Source organism: Acetobacter lambici (assembly GCF_011516885.1).
Lineage (GTDB): Bacteria > Pseudomonadota > Alphaproteobacteria > Acetobacterales > Acetobacteraceae > Acetobacter > Acetobacter lambici.
Window position 1 is genome coordinate 1 of sequence record NZ_WOTD01000042.1, and the last position, 15,584, is coordinate 15,584.

The 15,584-nt window shown below is 60.4% G+C and carries 18 protein-coding genes, 1 pseudogene and 2 riboswitches; of the genes and pseudogenes, 2 read left to right on the forward strand and 17 right to left on the reverse strand.

Translation table 11 applies throughout. The annotated features are described in order from the left end of the window. Positions 1–70: 70 nt before the first annotated feature. Positions 71–529 carry a replication protein gene (locus GOB86_RS12715; protein WP_242012666.1) on the reverse strand — a complete coding sequence of 153 codons (459 nt, stop codon included), beginning with the start codon at positions 527–529 and terminating at the stop codon, positions 71–73. Beyond that, positions 526–783, reverse strand: coding sequence for a mobilization protein (locus GOB86_RS12720; protein WP_006560192.1), 258 nt, complete (start codon positions 781–783; stop codon positions 526–528). The genes GOB86_RS12715 and GOB86_RS12720 overlap by 4 nt, the downstream gene beginning before the upstream one ends. Before the next feature lie 216 nt (positions 784–999). On the opposite strand from GOB86_RS12720, the gene mobQ reads away from it, so the two are divergent. Beyond that, the gene (mobQ, locus tag GOB86_RS12725) at positions 1,000–2,043 is read left to right on the forward strand and encodes a MobQ family relaxase (protein ID WP_253544324.1); all 1,044 of its coding nucleotides are present in this window, start codon (positions 1,000–1,002) and stop codon (positions 2,041–2,043) included. A 188-nt stretch (positions 2,044–2,231) separates the two neighbouring features. On the opposite strand, the gene GOB86_RS12730 is transcribed toward mobQ, so the two are convergent. The 8 genes from GOB86_RS12730 to crcB all read right to left on the reverse strand — a co-directional run bounded on the left by GOB86_RS12730 (position 2,232) and on the right by crcB (position 8,503). Then, positions 2,232–3,010, reverse strand: a protein-coding gene (locus GOB86_RS12730; RefSeq protein WP_198912042.1) for an IS5 family transposase whose coding sequence is annotated in 2 segments (ribosomal slippage) — positions 2,232–2,671 and positions 2,671–3,010 — 780 coding nt in all. Because the reading frame shifts where the segments join, the coding sequence is not laid out codon by codon here. Between the two features lie 706 nt (positions 3,011–3,716). Continuing rightward, a complete protein-coding gene (locus GOB86_RS12735) occupies positions 3,717–4,826 on the reverse strand; it encodes a TQO small subunit DoxD (RefSeq protein ID WP_011251529.1) in 1,110 nt (369 codons plus the stop codon). A gap of 12 nt (positions 4,827–4,838) precedes the next feature. Further along, the gene (locus tag GOB86_RS12740) at positions 4,839–5,873 is read right to left on the reverse strand and encodes a substrate-binding domain-containing protein (RefSeq protein WP_011251528.1); all 1,035 of its coding nucleotides are present in this window, start codon (positions 5,871–5,873) and stop codon (positions 4,839–4,841) included. Between the two features lie 8 nt (positions 5,874–5,881). Further along, positions 5,882–6,679, reverse strand: a complete 798-nt coding sequence (gene tetH, locus GOB86_RS12745; RefSeq protein ID WP_010516738.1) for a thiosulfate dehydrogenase — start codon at positions 6,677–6,679, stop codon at positions 5,882–5,884. Positions 6,680–6,821: 142 nt separating this feature from the next. Beyond that, positions 6,822–7,028 (reverse strand): hypothetical protein, encoded by a 207-nt coding sequence (locus GOB86_RS12750; protein WP_231098615.1) that lies wholly within the window; start codon positions 7,026–7,028, stop codon positions 6,822–6,824. Positions 7,029–7,169: 141 nt separating this feature from the next. Further along, positions 7,170–7,406, reverse strand: coding sequence for a hypothetical protein (locus GOB86_RS12755; protein ID WP_231875120.1), 237 nt, complete (start codon positions 7,404–7,406; stop codon positions 7,170–7,172). A 205-nt stretch (positions 7,407–7,611) separates the two neighbouring features. Beyond that, positions 7,612–8,055 (reverse strand): EamA family transporter, encoded by a 444-nt coding sequence (locus GOB86_RS12760; RefSeq protein ID WP_010516730.1) that lies wholly within the window; start codon positions 8,053–8,055, stop codon positions 7,612–7,614. A 13-nt stretch (positions 8,056–8,068) separates the two neighbouring features. Then, a complete protein-coding gene (crcB, locus tag GOB86_RS12765; RefSeq protein WP_010510921.1) occupies positions 8,069–8,503 on the reverse strand; it encodes a fluoride efflux transporter CrcB in 435 nt (144 codons plus the stop codon). Positions 8,504–8,583: 80 nt separating this feature from the next. Then, positions 8,584–8,649, reverse strand: a riboswitch (Fluoride riboswitch). Between the two features lie 177 nt (positions 8,650–8,826). Beyond that, positions 8,827–8,887, forward strand: a riboswitch (Fluoride riboswitch). Between the two features lie 72 nt (positions 8,888–8,959). On the opposite strand from crcB, the gene GOB86_RS12770 reads away from it, so the two are divergent. Continuing rightward, on the forward strand, positions 8,960–9,769 hold the full coding sequence (locus tag GOB86_RS12770; RefSeq protein WP_010516727.1) for a universal stress protein: 810 nt from the start codon (positions 8,960–8,962) through the stop codon (positions 9,767–9,769). Between the two features lie 60 nt (positions 9,770–9,829). Here the strand turns inward: GOB86_RS12770 and GOB86_RS12775 are convergent, their stop codons facing one another. The 7 genes and pseudogenes from GOB86_RS12775 to GOB86_RS12805 all read right to left on the reverse strand — a co-directional run. Continuing rightward, entirely contained in the window at positions 9,830–10,345 is a 516-nt protein-coding gene (locus tag GOB86_RS12775) for a thioredoxin domain-containing protein (protein ID WP_010510917.1), read from the reverse strand. A gap of 339 nt (positions 10,346–10,684) precedes the next feature. Continuing rightward, on the reverse strand, positions 10,685–11,806 hold the full coding sequence (locus GOB86_RS12780; RefSeq protein ID WP_010516726.1) for a TDT family transporter: 1,122 nt from the start codon (positions 11,804–11,806) through the stop codon (positions 10,685–10,687). Then, positions 11,803–12,699, reverse strand: a complete 897-nt coding sequence (locus GOB86_RS12785) for a LysR substrate-binding domain-containing protein (protein WP_010510913.1) — start codon at positions 12,697–12,699, stop codon at positions 11,803–11,805. The genes GOB86_RS12780 and GOB86_RS12785 overlap by 4 nt, the downstream gene beginning before the upstream one ends. Further along, the gene (locus tag GOB86_RS12790) at positions 12,696–13,070 is read right to left on the reverse strand and encodes a YidH family protein (protein WP_010516723.1); all 375 of its coding nucleotides are present in this window, start codon (positions 13,068–13,070) and stop codon (positions 12,696–12,698) included. Before GOB86_RS12790 ends, GOB86_RS12785 begins: the two co-directional genes overlap by 4 nt. Then, complete coding sequence (locus tag GOB86_RS12795) at positions 13,067–14,392, reverse strand: FAD/NAD(P)-binding protein (protein ID WP_010516722.1); 1,326 nt, start codon at positions 14,390–14,392, stop codon at positions 13,067–13,069. Before GOB86_RS12795 ends, GOB86_RS12790 begins: the two co-directional genes overlap by 4 nt. Before the next feature lie 135 nt (positions 14,393–14,527). Beyond that, positions 14,528–15,040 (reverse strand): annotated as a pseudogene (locus GOB86_RS12800) (recombinase family protein); the annotation flags it as partial. A 42-nt stretch (positions 15,041–15,082) separates the two neighbouring features. Further along, positions 15,083–15,584, reverse strand: a 502-nt coding sequence (locus GOB86_RS12805; RefSeq protein ID WP_165992870.1) for an IS3 family transposase, incomplete at its 5' end; no start/stop codon positions are given.

The following is a 15,584-nucleotide window of genomic DNA, read 5'->3' on the forward strand; positions in this document are numbered from 1 at the left end:
ACTCTGTCTGCATCGGGTTTTCTTATAGCTTACGAAAATTTCTTTTGTGCAAAACAGACTTTTTCATAATCTAACCCGATGTACAACCCTTCTGTGAGATTTCCGCGTCGAGGTTGCCGAGCTGATCGAGACCATAAGCCCGCTGTCCGGCCGGAGTGTTGGCCCAGGACGCAGCCGCCTTTTCATCACGAGCGGCCTGATACCCTTCCGCCTGCCCTTTTTCGGTTCCGGCCTGCTGACCGAAGAAATAACCCCCGCTAAATGCCACCAGAACGATCAGGAGGGCCGTCAGGGCCGTCCAGAGTAGAGATGAACGTATTTCCGTCTTGGCGGCCTGTAGCGCCTTCTGTGAGGCTCCTGTGGCCTGTTTGAGCGCGGTTTGCATTTCGGCCGACAGGGTGCGTTCCTGCCGGTTCCGGGCTTCCTGATCGGACCTGACGGCCCGGAGCAGGCGGTTCGTCTCTGCCATTTCCCGGCCGAGCTGGTCGAACGCGGCCAGCCCGTCATCCAGCTCGCGTTCGTCGGTCATGACCGGTCAGGCTCCGGCTTCTGCCACCCCTCGAACGCTTTGTGGTCGTGGTCGCGGGTGATGCGTTTCATCAGTTCGTCAATGACCCGGCCAAAGCGTTCATCCTTCCCGGCCGCGTCGATCAGCAGTCCCCCGAGAATGACCTTGCGCCGTGTATCCAGTTTGCGCTCCTCGGCGTTCTGTCTGGCGAGCAAAGCCTGATACCGGGCCTTGGCCTGCTCGACCTGCTGTTTTGCCTTTTCGATGGGTGTCATTTTTCCTCCCGCACCAAGTGGGTGCAATGGTCTGTTGTGATTTCCATTCCTGCGTGACCCTGTTGATGATACCCGATTTTTCAAAAGTTTCCTTGTTTCCTCGTGGAGCGCAAACAACCCTTGCGACAAAGGAGTGAAGGGCGCACTTTAGCATTGCTTCGCAATGCGTGCGTCAGGGACGTTCCTTCCCTGAACCCTTCCTGAACGGAGAGAGCCGTGGCGATCTATCACCTGTCCGTCAAATCCATCTCGCGTTCTGCCGGTCGCAGTGTCGTGGCTGCTGCCGCCTATCGTGCCGGTCAGGAGCTGACGGACGAACGGCAGGGCCTGACGCACGACTACACCCGAAAGCAGGGGGTAGAGGATGCGTTCATCGTGGCCCCGGATGGTGTAGACTGGGCGCAGGACCGGAACGCCCTGTGGAACGCAGCGGAAGCGGCCGAGAAGAGGAAGGACGCCAAGACCGGCCGGGAATATGAGCTGGCATTACCGGCCGAGCTGGACGCGGACGCACGGAAAGAACTGGCCCGGGATTTCGCCCGTGAACTGGTGGAGCGGTACGGGGTGGTGGCCGATGTGGCGATCCATGAACCCGGCCGGGAAGGGGATAACCGGAACCATCACGCGCACATCCTGACCACGACCCGGACGGCCGGGGAGGACGGGCTGGGGGCCAAGACGCGGGTTCTGGACGTGGCCAGCACCGCTTCGGCCGAGATCGAGCATATGCGGGGCGTGTGGGCGCGTCAGGTGAACATGGCGCTGGAACGGCACCAGGTCGAACAGCGGGTGGATCACCGGAGCTTCGAGCGCCAGGGGAAGGAACAGGAGCCGACCCGGCACATGGGCGTGTCAGCGACCGCCCTAGAGCGTCAGGCGGCCCGCGAGATCCCCGGCCGGGAGCCGGTGACGGATATCGGGAAGCAGAATGCGGAGATCCGCGAGCGGAATCGGGTGCTGGAAACGGCCCGCAAGGCCGTGGAAAAGGCGCAGGAGCTGTTTTCTGGCCTTGAGAAAAAGGCCCGGCAGGCGGTCGGTCTGGCCCGGAAGATCGGGCAACGGATGGAGCAGCAGAGGGAAGCCGAACGCCAGAGGCAGGAGCTGGCGCGTCAGGCCGAGATCAGACGCCAGCAGGATATCCGGGCGGCCGAACAGGAAAGACAGAAGCAGCTCCAGCAGGAATTGGGTCGATCCTTGGGCCGCTCACGAGGACGGAGCAGAGGGCGGGATTATGATAGCGGGCCAGATATGGGGTTTTGATCACAAAATTGGATTAGTGAGTTATGTCATTGGTTTATTCGAAAGTTAGAGAATATTCTGAAATCGCGGTCATCGTGCAGGCGCTGTGAGGTCGCCGCCATTAAAACAAGGGTTGACTACACGAAAGTGCATTTAACGTACGTTTAGAGAGAACGTTAAACGAACTATCATGTAAGGTTTAGGGCCTGTTAGGTCTTGAGGCGATCTGCTGTTGCGGCGATGCAGATAACGGCCATGAAGGACGTAGCGGTTTTCTCATACCGCGTGGCGACTGCTCTCCACTCCTTGAGACGTGCCCACAGATTTTCCACCAGATGTCGGTGCCGATAGGCCCATTTCGGGCAGGTTACTTGTGGCTCGTTGCGTTTTGTCGGGATGACCGGGCGTGAACCCCTGTCCCATAAGGCCTCTCGAAACTGGTTCGAGGCATAGCCCCGATCGCAAACGACATAGCGCGGGGCGTGCGGCAATGCGTCAAGGAGGGCCATGGCCGAGGGGAGTTCATGGGCCTGACCTGGCGTCAGGGTGAAAGACAGGGCCTTTCCATGCCCATCTGCGGCTACGCAGACCTTGCTGCCAAACCCTCCACGCGAGCGGCCAAGTGCTTCACGATCATTGCGGCGTTCTCTGAATCCCCCTTTTTGGCCGCTCCGGCGGCCTTGTGATGAGCCCGAATGTTTGTGCCGTCGAGGAAGACCATACCTAAAGCCGGATCTTGACCCTTCACCTGTTCAAACAGAGCCTGCCAGACGCCGAGCTTTGCCCAACGGATGAAGAGTTGGGCTGCCGTCCACCAGGGGCCGAGTTCAGCAGGAATTGAGCGCCATTTCGCGCCATTCTGATGGCGCCAGAAAATCGCCGACAGGGTCCGCCGCAGATCGCGAGGCGGGGTTTTGCCTTTTGGACGGACCGTCTCGATCAGAGGTTCCCCGCCCGACCATGCATCATCGGAAAATACAGACTGCATCATGCTCATCACAAAGAGCTATGCAACTCGTTCCGTCTTTCAAGACCTAACAGGCCCTAGCTGTAGGCTAAGGCGCATCCCTTTCGGCCGTAGCTCACAAAAGGTCGCGTAAGTCTCTCGTAACGTGCGCTCGGAAAAAGGTGACGAGTGATCTACCCGCAGCAAGCGCTCAGTTTCGATGGTGCTATCGTCATGAACTCGAGGCAGACAGGGACTCAATTGTTCGACGTGGTAGATTGAAACAGTAGAAAATGAAGAATGTTTTAAGTGGGTACCGATAGGTAGATTGATCGGACAGTCACTCTATCCAAAGGAACACGCCCGATGTTTTACGAAATTGCCACACACGGCGTGATAAGCGTCATATTATTCTGTGGCTTTCTCGGCATGCCACTGCTGGGCATCGTTGCAATGATCCTAGAGCTGCGCCGAAAAGATGATCCGAGAGAACCTGCGACCGCTGGCCGAGTGCCAGTCTGCATTGCCTATACTATCTGATTGCTGGCTCAGTCTCCGCCGCTTTACTGTAAATTCCAAAAAATCTGACGCAGACGAATTTTAATCTGCTTTGGTTAAAGTCTACGCGCGTCATATGGTGATATTATACCAAACTTGATCGATGATGTACGCGCGCTTGGCGCGTGCTCCTTATGAGAGACGCCGCCGGAAGAACCAACGGCGCCAGTCTCCTGCCTTGCAGCAAGACTTATTTAGAAACACCAAGCGGTGCCGTGAATATACGCCCGTCGACATCCGTGAAGCGAATAACCGACCCGTTTGCCGGCGTATGGGCCTGCGTTAGCCACGGGAGGGTAATGGTCGCCTTCGCCCCCATCGGCGCACGGATACCGTAGGGCCCCGGGCCAAATTTGTTATAGGCGTAATCATTATCGAAGTTCTGCTTCGTCAGGGCTGACAGAACTTTGGCATCCCAGTGTTCTGCGATCACTTTGTCCGGCCCGATAACGGCTGCATCAACGATGTGCACGGGTGCTTCAGGCGTTCCTGCATCCAGATAGGCATGAACGCGAATACCGCCATCAGCGAGAACGACCGCATTGGACAGCGTCACGTGATGCTTCGTCGGGCTCACCGGCCCACTATGGAACGGCGTAACGACGGAACCGCGAAAATAGCTGTAGGTGCTGACGTTGTAGATCAGGACAAAGCCGAACAAAGCCAGCGTCAGGTTCCGGAATGGAATATCCGCCAGCGGAAGCGGAAGCGCGCCGCTCGCCCAACGAAACCAGGCGCTGTCTGCGAGACGCGGACGTCGGGCCAGCAACACATTGTCGAGGCTGAAAGCACTCGATCCGCCGAGCAGCAGGGTCGTTCCCATAGCCAGGTTACACGCGGCCATCGTCCATTCGTCGATGCAGGTCGCGCCCTGCCAGCCGAACATGGCCATCAGGATCACGGAAAAACCCATCGAGACGAGCGCGGACGCCCGGGTCATGAACCCTGCCATCAGCGCGGCACCGGCGATCAGCTCGGCGGCGCTGAAGACGATGACACCTGTGTAGAGGAGCCAGAAATGCTGCAACAGGAACGAGATGACGTGTTCAAAACCGAACAGCGCCCCAGGCATCGCGGTTTGAAATTTGTTGGCCATCCAGTTGTGGCCGCCCCAGGCGTCGAGCTTGGAAGGCGCATAGATGAAACGGCGCGACCCGCCGCCCCAGTAAATGAACCCCTGAATGACCCGCGTTGCCAGCAGTGCGAGGCCGCCGATGCGCCAGTTACGCTCGGCTTCGGTCAGGGGTCGGGCGGTGGCGCCAAAAACGGCGCGCTGCGCTGATGCGTGTGTGATACTCATGTTCGCCTCCATTTACTCGCTGTCGTGATCCGGCATGCTGCCGCCGTGATAGGCCTTGAAGCCGTAGCGTTCGAAAATCGCCAAGGCGGTTGGCGACTTGATGAAATCGAGCCAGAGCTTTGCGGCCTGAGGGTGCGCGGCTCCCTTCACCATCGCGCCCGCGTAGATCGCCGTGCTGTTCTGATCGGCGGGAATGTCCACATGGCTGATGGCGTGCCCGGTCTGTTCCTGGAAGATCGCTTCGGACTGCCATGTCACACCGGCGTCAGCGAGGCCCTGCATCAGGAATAACGGCGTTTGCCGATGATGAATATGCGTCAGGACCGTGCTGCCGTTGGCAATTTTCGTCTTGTAGACGGCGTTGGCCAAAGCTTTGCCGCCCGCCTTGTCCAGTGATGCCTCGATCTGGCGCGCGATGCCCTCGAATTCGGGATTGGGCATCGCAAGCCTGATGCCCGGGCGGCCGAGATCCTTCAAGGATTCGACGTGGCCGGGATTGTCTTTCGGAATCATGATCGTGAGCGTGTTCGTGACATAGGGCACGGCAGGCGCCGCCAGCAGGCCACTCTTGATATACTGATCGATCTTCTTGAGGCCCGCGAAATAGGCGTCGGGCTTGGCCGTCCACGTCATATTGCCGGAGGTGATCGTCCCGCCTGCTTCGATCTGGCGGATCAGCAATCCGGGCGGGATCGTCTCCCAATAGATCTTTCCGGAGAATTCGGGATGCTCATGCTCGAACGCCGAGACGAGCGGCGCCATGGCGAAGAAGTAGTTTCCCCCGACATACAGGACGAGGCTCGGATTCGTGATGTCGCCATGAAAATCGGCCAGAACATCGACTTCCGGGACGGTGAATTCGAAGCCGCGCCGTGTCGCGTCGTTGTTCTGGCCGTGCTGCCACGGCGGAAACACGTCTTCTGCGTAATGCGGGGTCTGCGCCTTGCCGTTCCATTGCACCGGATCGGCCAACGCCGCAGCAGTCGACAGCACGAAAGTCGCCGCAGCTGTGGCCAACAGGGTTTTTCTTATTCTTGAGGGTGTCATAGCCGTTCTCACTTCACGTAGCCGAAACCGGCATGTTGCAGTTCAGGGATCGTTGCCACGATGCCGGGGGTCAGGACGACGCCGTCGATCAGGTGATTGGTCAGTTCGGCGGCCATCTGCTCGTGTGACAGATGATCGGGATTGATACCTTTCTCGATCAGCTTGCCCGTCTGCTCCCAGATCGCGTTGTGGCAGGCCATGAACACGACGCCACGCTTCTGCAAAATCGGGATCGTGTTGCCTGCCGCTCCGAAAAGACCCTTCGGATCCTCGTGAGCCGACGCATCGAGAGCACCGTCTGGCGTTTTGATAAGCGTATTAAACGCAAAGGCCGGCCCGGCGAGCTTCGCCAGCTGATACTTGTCCCAGATTGTCTGGTCATAGAGGGCAAGGTGAGCGGAGCCATGCGTGGCCGACACCGCGAGAAAGTCCGGGTGTCTGAACGAAAACACCTGTGCGTTAACGGAATTGCGCATCAGGTTGAGCCAAGGGCTATCGATTGCTGTGTTGTCCCAGACCTGCTTCCGCTCGCCGCGATAGGCGATCACCAGATCAAGTGCCTGGGCGTCCCACATGAGCGGGTCGTCGAGCACCATCGGCACGGTCCTGAAATCGCGGCGGCGCGGGGATCTGGCCAGCTGCGAGGTCAGCACGGCAAGATTGCCGGTTCCGTCCGCATGGGACGAGGAAGATCGTGCTGCCAAGGCAGTGGAAGTGGTGGCGATCGTTGCGCCGGCGGTGGCCGCCATCAGACCCAGCAGGGCATGGCGCCGGTCGGCGCGAAGGTTTGAAGTCATGTCGTTCATAGTCGGTCTCCTTTGGAGAGCCTGATCATGCGCTTCTCTTGATCACCCGAACCAACTCATTTGAAAGCACGAAACGTTCGATTTTCTGTATTATTCGGCGATGTAACTTCGGTTATCGCCCCTGAAAGATCACCCCGGAGGTCTATTTCAGGCCGATGAAAACCCGCACAGCTCCACGATCGCTGGCGACACCGCCCCCGAGACCACCGCTTATTGTTACTGCCGGCTCCAGAATATGGTTAAAGCCGATATCAACGAAGCTCGACAGGCGTCGTTGCCTGGTTTGCTGCTGACGCACCACATCGGCGACCAGCGCAGTTCGAGGCCCTATCAGATGCGAGCCGACCATCCCGACCATCCATCGCTTCGGCCGTTCGTCAGGCCGAACCCTGAAGGATCGCGTCCAGGCGATTTCTATGCCGACCCTGGGCGCCTGCCTGGAACGGCCAAGCGATTTCGTCGCAACGAACTGGACGCTGTCGCGTGGTCCCTAATGGCCGCCCCCATAAGGCTCCTGGCGGATGAGCGATATCAGCATGGCCGGAACGTAGCGCCCCTGCTGGCGGAAGTTCCATTCCACTTCCGCGCCCGCCAGATTGCCATGAACACTTGACGCGTCGCCGAACTGACGCGCGGGCGCAAAGCTCAGTTCGATCCGGCCGGGCAGTCCCAGCTTGATGGCCGGACCACCCCGCGCGCTGTAGCGCCCGTCGCCGGCTATACTCACGCGCTCGGCCGTTTGCAGCGCGACATGTCCTGACGGCGTGACAAAGGCGTCCTTGAGCCTGACGGGTAAATTAGCGCTCAGACCCTGCGGATCGCCCTGCGCGTGCACCGGACCCATCAGGCACCAGGCAAACACGGCGCACAGGCACGCCCCCACAAACTCATTGGCCCTGTTGCGCAACAATGCGGCGTTATGGCCGCGGTGCCTAGCCCACGGCAACGAGAACAGCACCGAGGGCGATCAGGACAACCCCGCCCCAGCCTTTGGCGGACATATGTTCGCCCAAGACCAGGACGCCGAAAATCGCCACGAAAACGACACTCAGCTTGTCGACAGGCGCCACGCGCGCCGCATCGCCCAGCTTCAACGCGCGAAAATAGCATAGCCATGATGCTCCCGTGGCGAGACCCGACAGCATGAGGAAGAGGACCGTCCGCCCACCGATGGGGTCTAGCGCGCGCAGCTTGCCGGTGAGGGCAAGCAACGTTCCCAGCACGACGACGATGACGATCGTGCGCACGAAAGTTGCGATATCAGAATCAACCCCCTGAACGCCGAGCTTGGCGAGGATTGCCGTCATCGCCGCAAAGGCGGCTGATAACAGAGCCCATACCAACCAAGGGGGCACACCTGAGCCATTCATGATCATGATGCCCTATCGGTTAGGCGTCTTCTTCGGTTGCGGTCTGGGCGATGCGGATGGCGCCCGTGTTGAACCCGTCGGCCGTGATATGGCCCAGCGCCACGGCACCGATGCAGAGAATGACCGACGCGGCCACGTTCACGGACGCCCGCCCCCAGGCATCGTTACGGATCAGGTCGAGCGTCTGCAGGCTGAAGGATGAGAACGTCGTATAGCCGCCGCAGAGCCCGATCATCACGAAAAGACGCATGTTTTCCGACACCGGATAGCGCCCGTCCGCAAGGGTCAACGTGCCGAAGAAACCGATCACGAACGAGCCGAGCGCGTTGATGGGGAGGATCGTGCCCCATGGGATGAAGCGGCTGATCGGCATGGCCGCGACGGAAACCAGGTAACGCGCCAACGTGCCGAGAGCGCCTCCGACCATGACGATAAGACAGGTTGTAAACGACATGCCATTCCCTTTCTGCGCGAGTTCGGACGGAACCCGCTGTTTCGGGCGGCGAAATGCAGACGCACTCCCACCGCCATTGTGTCGCGGTAGGAGCCATCAGCCCTTGCGAGGGCGGTTGAAGGGGGAGCTCCATCCCCTTGTCGGGAGAGTTAACATAAAGCGGTCGCAGTGCGCTACTTCAGGGTGCCGCCGTCGGGGCATGGTTAATCCCGAGAAGAGCCGTTTCCTGTATTTGTGACCTGCCAGCCCTCCTTTTTTGTTGCTCGCCCTCACCGCCGGGCGCACATAATCCCGGTGACGCGCGAACAGCAGAATTTCGTCGTCCTGGACAAGGGGATGGGGTTCCCCTGAAACCGCCGCAAGGCTGATGACTCCTCTGTGCCGCAATCGGTACGAGGAGACATGTGCGCCTCTCTTCGTTCCGAAGGTCGTTTATCTTTGGAGTGGAGATCTATCATGCACATACTGGCCATTCTCGACCGGCCTGGGCCGGCGCTCCAGACCCTTCGCACCGTCGATAGCCTCATGGTGCGTTTGCAAGATTGCAAGGTGACGATCCTGCATCCGCGGCAGGAGACCAATCCGGACTTCCAGTCTGAGGACGAAGGCATCGAGACGCAGAGCGAACACGCCGAGTTCGAAAAGCGCGAACAGAATTTGAGTGGTACCTTGCGCGACATCACCGAGCGATGGATGACGACGCGCGCGGACACGGGCTCAGCACAATGGCTCCAGGCGATAGGCGACGTTCGCAGTATCGTCGCCGAACAAAGCCGGAAAGCCGATCTCGTGGTCGTCGGCAGACACATGCCAAGCGACCCCGACCGGACCAGAAAGACTCTCATGGCAGCACTTTTCGATGCCAACGCCGCCGTATTAATCGCTCCTGAGCATGCGCCCCGGACGATCGGCGTTCGTCCCGTCATTCTGTGGGAGCCGTCCCGGGCGTTGGATGCCGCACTATCGGCGGCATGGAAGTTGCTGCTGACTGCCGAACACGTGACCTTCCTGATCGGAGCGCTCCCTGATGAATGTATGCCTGATCCTGCCCGGCGGTTGATGGATGCCGGCATCAGTGTCGGTATCGATCGTTTTCGGATTGATGACGGTGAAGGGATCGCGCTTCGCGATCATGCACTGCGCGCAAATGCGGATATTCTCGTTATGGGCGCCTATACGCATCCGCGTTTCTTCGAAAGGCTTTTCGGAGGCGTGACCGAGGACATTCTTGCCCACGAGATGCTGCCATTGTTGATCCATCACTGAACATCGATGCCGATGCCGCGCTTGATATCCCAAGCGACTTCACGCGCGGCATTGAACAACTCAGTTCCCCATGTAAGGGTGATTAGCTCCGGGCGTGAGCGCCGTGTAGAGCTGGTCGCGAATATTGTCGAAGCCGATCGTCAGCCACCGGGCAGAGGCGCCGTCTGTGGCAATCTGTCCCGAGGTGCGGGTAATTTCTTTCGATCCGTCACACATGGCTGCGGTGACCTGAGTCAAACCGCCTTTCGGCCCGCCTTGGGCAAATTCCGTTTCGGCGGAGCAGAGTTCGTCCTTGGCGGGCAATCGCACGGCGTTGAGATACATCACGATACGACGGCTGTCTGCCGATGCCACGCCGTCCTGCGTCGGATAAAGGGCAGCCAGCGTCGCGTCTGTCTGACCCGGAACCGTTCCGATGAACTTGACGGGCAGGCTCTTGTAGTCCCACCACAGACGCGCCCGTTCATGCGAGGGATTGTTGCTGCTGGTGATTGCCGTTCCGCATCCGCCAAGCAGAGCCAGTCCCGTCAGGACGGAGGCGAGAGGCAGAACCTTCGATTTGCCAAAAATTTTCATGGAAGCCTGTTCCCGTGATCGCATTTCGGCGCATGATTTTTCGGAGGGGCAGAGACACTCTCCGGAATGCAAATCATTGCCTTTCGAGTTTCGCGGCCAGGACCGATTTCCCGCCTCGCTTCTCGTGAAGACTTTGATACGATCAGGGGACGAGGCTGAAAATTGAAACGTATCGCTTAGAACGTTCGATAAAATAGATTACCGGGTTGCTCTTTCACCCGGAAGGCCTCATTCGAGAAAAGCTCAGCGCCCTGCAACGCGTTTCTCAGGGTAATGCGCCGCAATGCGCTGGTTCATTGGATACACGGTCGACGAAATCAGGCCGTACGCCGATGCGCTCTACTCCGGGGTTGCGATGCAGGGAGAGACGAACAGATTTCCCGCCCACCCGCTGGCGAGCGTCTTGGCCGCGACGACCAGCCACATGATGGCGAGCATCACGCAGAACACCGTGCCCGCGACGCCGAAAAACCCGTAATCGAGCATCGCACCGAGCCGGAACGTTGCGACCGTGTAAACGCCCAACGGGAAGGTATAGCCCCACCAGCCGAGATTGAACGGGATGCCCGAGCGCCAGTAGCGCGCCGTGATCAGGCACGCCATCAACCACCACCACAGCCCGAAGCCCCACAACAGCAGCCCCGCCAAGACCCCCATGCCGTGGGCCGCGATGCCGATCTCCCGCGGGCCATGCAGCGCCATGATTGTAGGTGCGTCCCCACCCAACACCAGCATTCCGAGCGCGCCCGTGCCGATCGGTCCCAACGCCAGCCAGCATGACGCCGCCATGCTCTCATGCGGCAGTTTGTGCAGCGCCATGCGTAGCGTCAGGATCGTCAGGATGCCGAACGCGACCGGCACCGAATACGCCCAGAGGACATAGGACGTGAGCAGCACGGTGAACTGCGTGCCCGCATCCGCCAGATGCGGCGCGATCTGTCCCCCGGATGCCCCCGCCACTTCGGCCGCCACGACCGGTAGCAGCCAGATCGCCGTCATGCCTTCCAGACGATGCTCGTGCCGTGTGAACATCAGATACGGGATCAGCACCCCGCAGGCGATCGACATCGCCACGTCCAGCCACCACAGCGCATGGGCGATGCCCACGATGCCCTCACCGAACAACGAAATGCCGAACGCGATGCCGCCGTTGATGATTGTCGCCAGTCCCATCGGTATGGTGCCGAAGAACATCGATACCGTGCCATGCCCGAAGATCCGCCGCGCCTCGTGGCCGAACATCATCCACCGCGCGGCATAAAGCCCGGCGAACAGGGCAAACAGGGCGATGTTGAAAAGCCACAACGCTGTGCCGACGCCGTGGAGATACGAACCGGCGACGGGGATCTGCGGTAGCGCGAGGGCCAGGATACCCGTCCCCATGGTGGCAGCGAACCAGTTGGGCGTGAACTGGCGGATCATCTCGCGCGGATGGGCGAGGTTCTGCAGCGGCTTCGTCATGGCTTGTTCACTGTGACAGGGGCGCCCAGCAGGGCGAGAAAGGCAGTTTCCGCCGGCGACAGGCGGCGTTGCGGGTGGCGCAGCGCGCGGAACTGCCGGTCCGGCAGGTTCATGGGCACGGCGCATAGCAGCCCGGCCTCGATCCGGCCCGCCACCACGCTTGCCGAGAGCACGGCAGCAGCGGTCCCCGTCTCCACGGCGCTGGCCATCGCCTCGTTGGACGCGACCTCCAGCATCACGTCGAGATCGGCCGGATCGACGCCGAGGGCGTGGAGTGCGTGTTCGAACTCGATACGCGTGCCCGACCCGGCCTCGCGCAGAACCCACGGGCTGCGCGCGAGATCGCGGGTCGCGGGCGGAGTCGACGCCCATGGGTGATCGGGGGCCACGACCAGCAGCAGCTGATCCTGAGCGACGACATCGCTGTGCAAGTCCGGCGTCGGCAGATCGCCTTCCACCAGGCCAATCGACGCCTCGCCCGATTGCACCCCTGCCGCAATATCGCGTGTATTGGCGATCGTGACGTGTAGGCGAATGCCGGGATACGCGGCGCGGAACGCATTCAGACGCGCGGGCAGCCAGTAGCTCGCTATGGTATGGCTGGCATGCAGGCGCAGGCTGCCGTCGCGCAGGCCCGCGAGGTCGAACATCCGCTCGCGCGCGATGTTTGCGCGGTTCAGCACGGTGCGCGCTTCCTCAAGAAACAACCGACCGGCCGGTGTCAGTTCGATGCGGCGACCGATCCGGCTGAAGAAAGCAAGCTGGAATTCGCCCTCCAGTTGGGTCACGGCATGACTGACGGCGGATTGCGTCAGATTGAGGAATTCGGCGGCCCGGGTGATGTGCTCGCGCTCGGCGACAGCTGCGAAAATCCGAAGTTGTTCCAGCGTCATGACACTACCGCCCGGGTCAGGGCCACCAGCACGGCACAGCCAAGGGCACCAAGCGCAATCGTTAGCGCGCGCTCCATGCTAGGGCCGACCGAGTAATGCGTCGTATCCGCCGCGATTGCCGTACGCGTGGCTTGGAACCGCCGATACGCTGCGGCGAACAGAACAACGCCGAGCGCGACGAACACGACGCCCAGTTCGGCGGTGGCCCCATAAGGGCGCGGTGCGGCGGCATCGTGCTGGTCTGCCGCCAGACGCAGGAACAGGTCAAATTTCGCCAGTACGCCGCCGAAGGCCACAATGGCAAGCGCCGTGCGGAGCCAGGCGAGAAAGGTCCGCTCATTGGCCGCGTGATCGGTATAGCGCGGGATCATACGGCCTGCGCCAGCCGGTCGGCGACCTCACGGGCCTGCACGCGGATTTCCGGAATGGCAATGGACTCCAGCAGCACGCCGAGCCGCGCCGGGCCGATTGTAAACAGATCGTCCGCCACGTCGCCCTCCGCGTTGATGAGCGCACCGTCCGGCGTGCAGGACAGGCCCGCGCCCTTGAAACCAGGAACTATCTCACCCCGATTGAACAAATCGTGCAGCAAGGGCGCGTCTGCGCGTTGGTATTTCAGGCTGGGGCCGGTACAGTTGATGACGTGGGCGGCGGTGATCGTCATGTCGTCGCCGGCCCTGACGATCAGGCCATCTTCGCCGGTGCTGATTGCGGTCACGCGCCCGTCAAGCACGCGCAAGGTTCCGGCCTGACGCTCCTGGTCAAGGATATCTGCAATATGCGGAGCCATACGATGCCGCAGGATTTCCCAGCGCCGTAGCAAATGCCGCTGGAAACGGGATTTTTCGACATCCGGCAGCGCCAGCCACAGCGTGTTGATGACCGGACGCATGCTGTCCACCGCCGCCCGCCAGTCGGTGCCGCGTTTCAGTGCCGCATGGAAAGCGCGCAGGTAGGCGAGTGCGGTTGATGCTGTATTTCCGGGTGTAAAGACAGGTGCTGGCAGCTTCGTGTATGCCGCATGCCGTTCGGGAAACAGGCCGCGACGCGACAGGGCCGTCACCTGTCCGCGGTGGCCGTTCTCCCGCAGACGCAGCAGTACGTCGATCGTGGTCAGGCCGGTGCCGATCAGCGTCACCGCGTCATCGGGCGCAACGTTGGCCAATGCCCGTTCATCCCAGGCGTTGTGGTGATAGCGGCCGGTGTCGTCCAGTTCGCGCGGGATACCGGGCAGGCACGCCGGATCGAAATGCCCGGAAGCCAGCACGACCTGTCTGGCATATAGCACCTCCCCGTCAGCGAGTGTCACGGCAAAGCCGCCGTCGATCCGGTGACAACCGACGGCGCGCTGCCGGACGTGCTCAGGAGCTGCGATAGAATGCAGGTTGCGAAGATAAAGGCCATAGAGCGCGCGCGGTACGAACTCCCCGTCATCGATCGTGCCGGGCACGTTCTCGGCCAGCCAGCGCAAGAAGTGGTCGGGGTCGGCCGGGTCGGCGCTCATGCCCTTGGCCGGGACATTCAGGAGATTTTTCAATGACGGTGTTGAGTAAGCGAGCCCGAAGCCGGGACGGTCGGACGGATCGACCAGCGTCGCAGTCATACCGTAGCGGGTGGCGAGGTTCCACGCCGTCAGCGTGCCGCTTGCGCCCCCACCGATGATGACGATGTCGTGTTGATCGGGCTCGGTCATATCATAACTCTCCTGGATTGCGTGTCACCAGAATGATCCGAAGCTTCTGAACCATCCATGAGATTGTCTAGATTGGAACGTTCGAAACTATCGAACTGTCTCCCTGACCTTCGCATACAACATAATTGCCGCCAGTCATGCTTCCGTTGCAGGCACAGCAGCTAAACGCACAAGCGTTCGGTAAACCGTCGGCCGTGACACTGAAAAGACGGCGGCGAGATCGCTGATCGAGTAATCGCCGGTGTCGTACATCCGGCGCAGTTCCTTCTGCTGCCGCTCGGAGAGCTTGGGCTTCTTGCCGCGCAGTTTGCCCTTGGCACGGGCAACCGCCATGCCTTCGCGGGTTCGCATCCGGATCAGGTCGGCCTCGAACTCGGCGAATGTTGCGAGGATATTGAAGAAGAGCTTGCCCATCGGATCGGACGGGTCATGCACGCTGGCACCGAGCTGGAGGCGTACGCCCCTGGCGGCGAGGTCGTCTCCGATCGCTCGCGCGTCCGGCACCGATCGGGCCAGCCGATCGAGTTTTGGCACGACGAGGGTGTCACCGCGTCGCACAGCTGCCAGAGCCTGATCCAGGCCAGGGCGGGTCCGGGTCGTTCCGGTGAATCCCTTGTCAGTATAGATCCGTTCAGCGGCGATCCCGAGGTTGAATTGCCCCGGGTTTTATGGAGACGTTTTTTATCTGATTTAAGCGGCTAATGCATGTGATTTCTGTTGCGCATAAAAGCGAGCCTCAGCTTCTGCTGGCGGGATGTTTCCAATGGATGACAGGATGCGTCTATTATTGAACCAGTCGACCCATTTAAGCGTTGCCAGCTCAACAGCTTCCCTGTTTTTCCATGGTCCCTGCCGATAGATGAGTTCGGTTTTGTAGAGCCCGTTAATGGTTTCCGCCAGAGCGTTATCATAGGAATCTCCAACGCTTCCGACAGAAGCAACGAGCCCCGCTTCAGCCAGTCTTTGCGTGTAGCGAATGGACACATACTGACAGCCGCGGTCTGAGTGATGGGTCACTTTTCCCTCAGGCTGCCTCTGGCACAGAGCCTGCTCAAGGGCATCCAGTACGAAGTCGGTATGAGCAGTGGATGAGACGCGCCAGCCCACAATCACGCGGGCAAACACATCAATGATGAAGGCCACATAAACAAAGCCCTGCCATGTGGAAACGTAAGTAAAATCCGAAACCCAG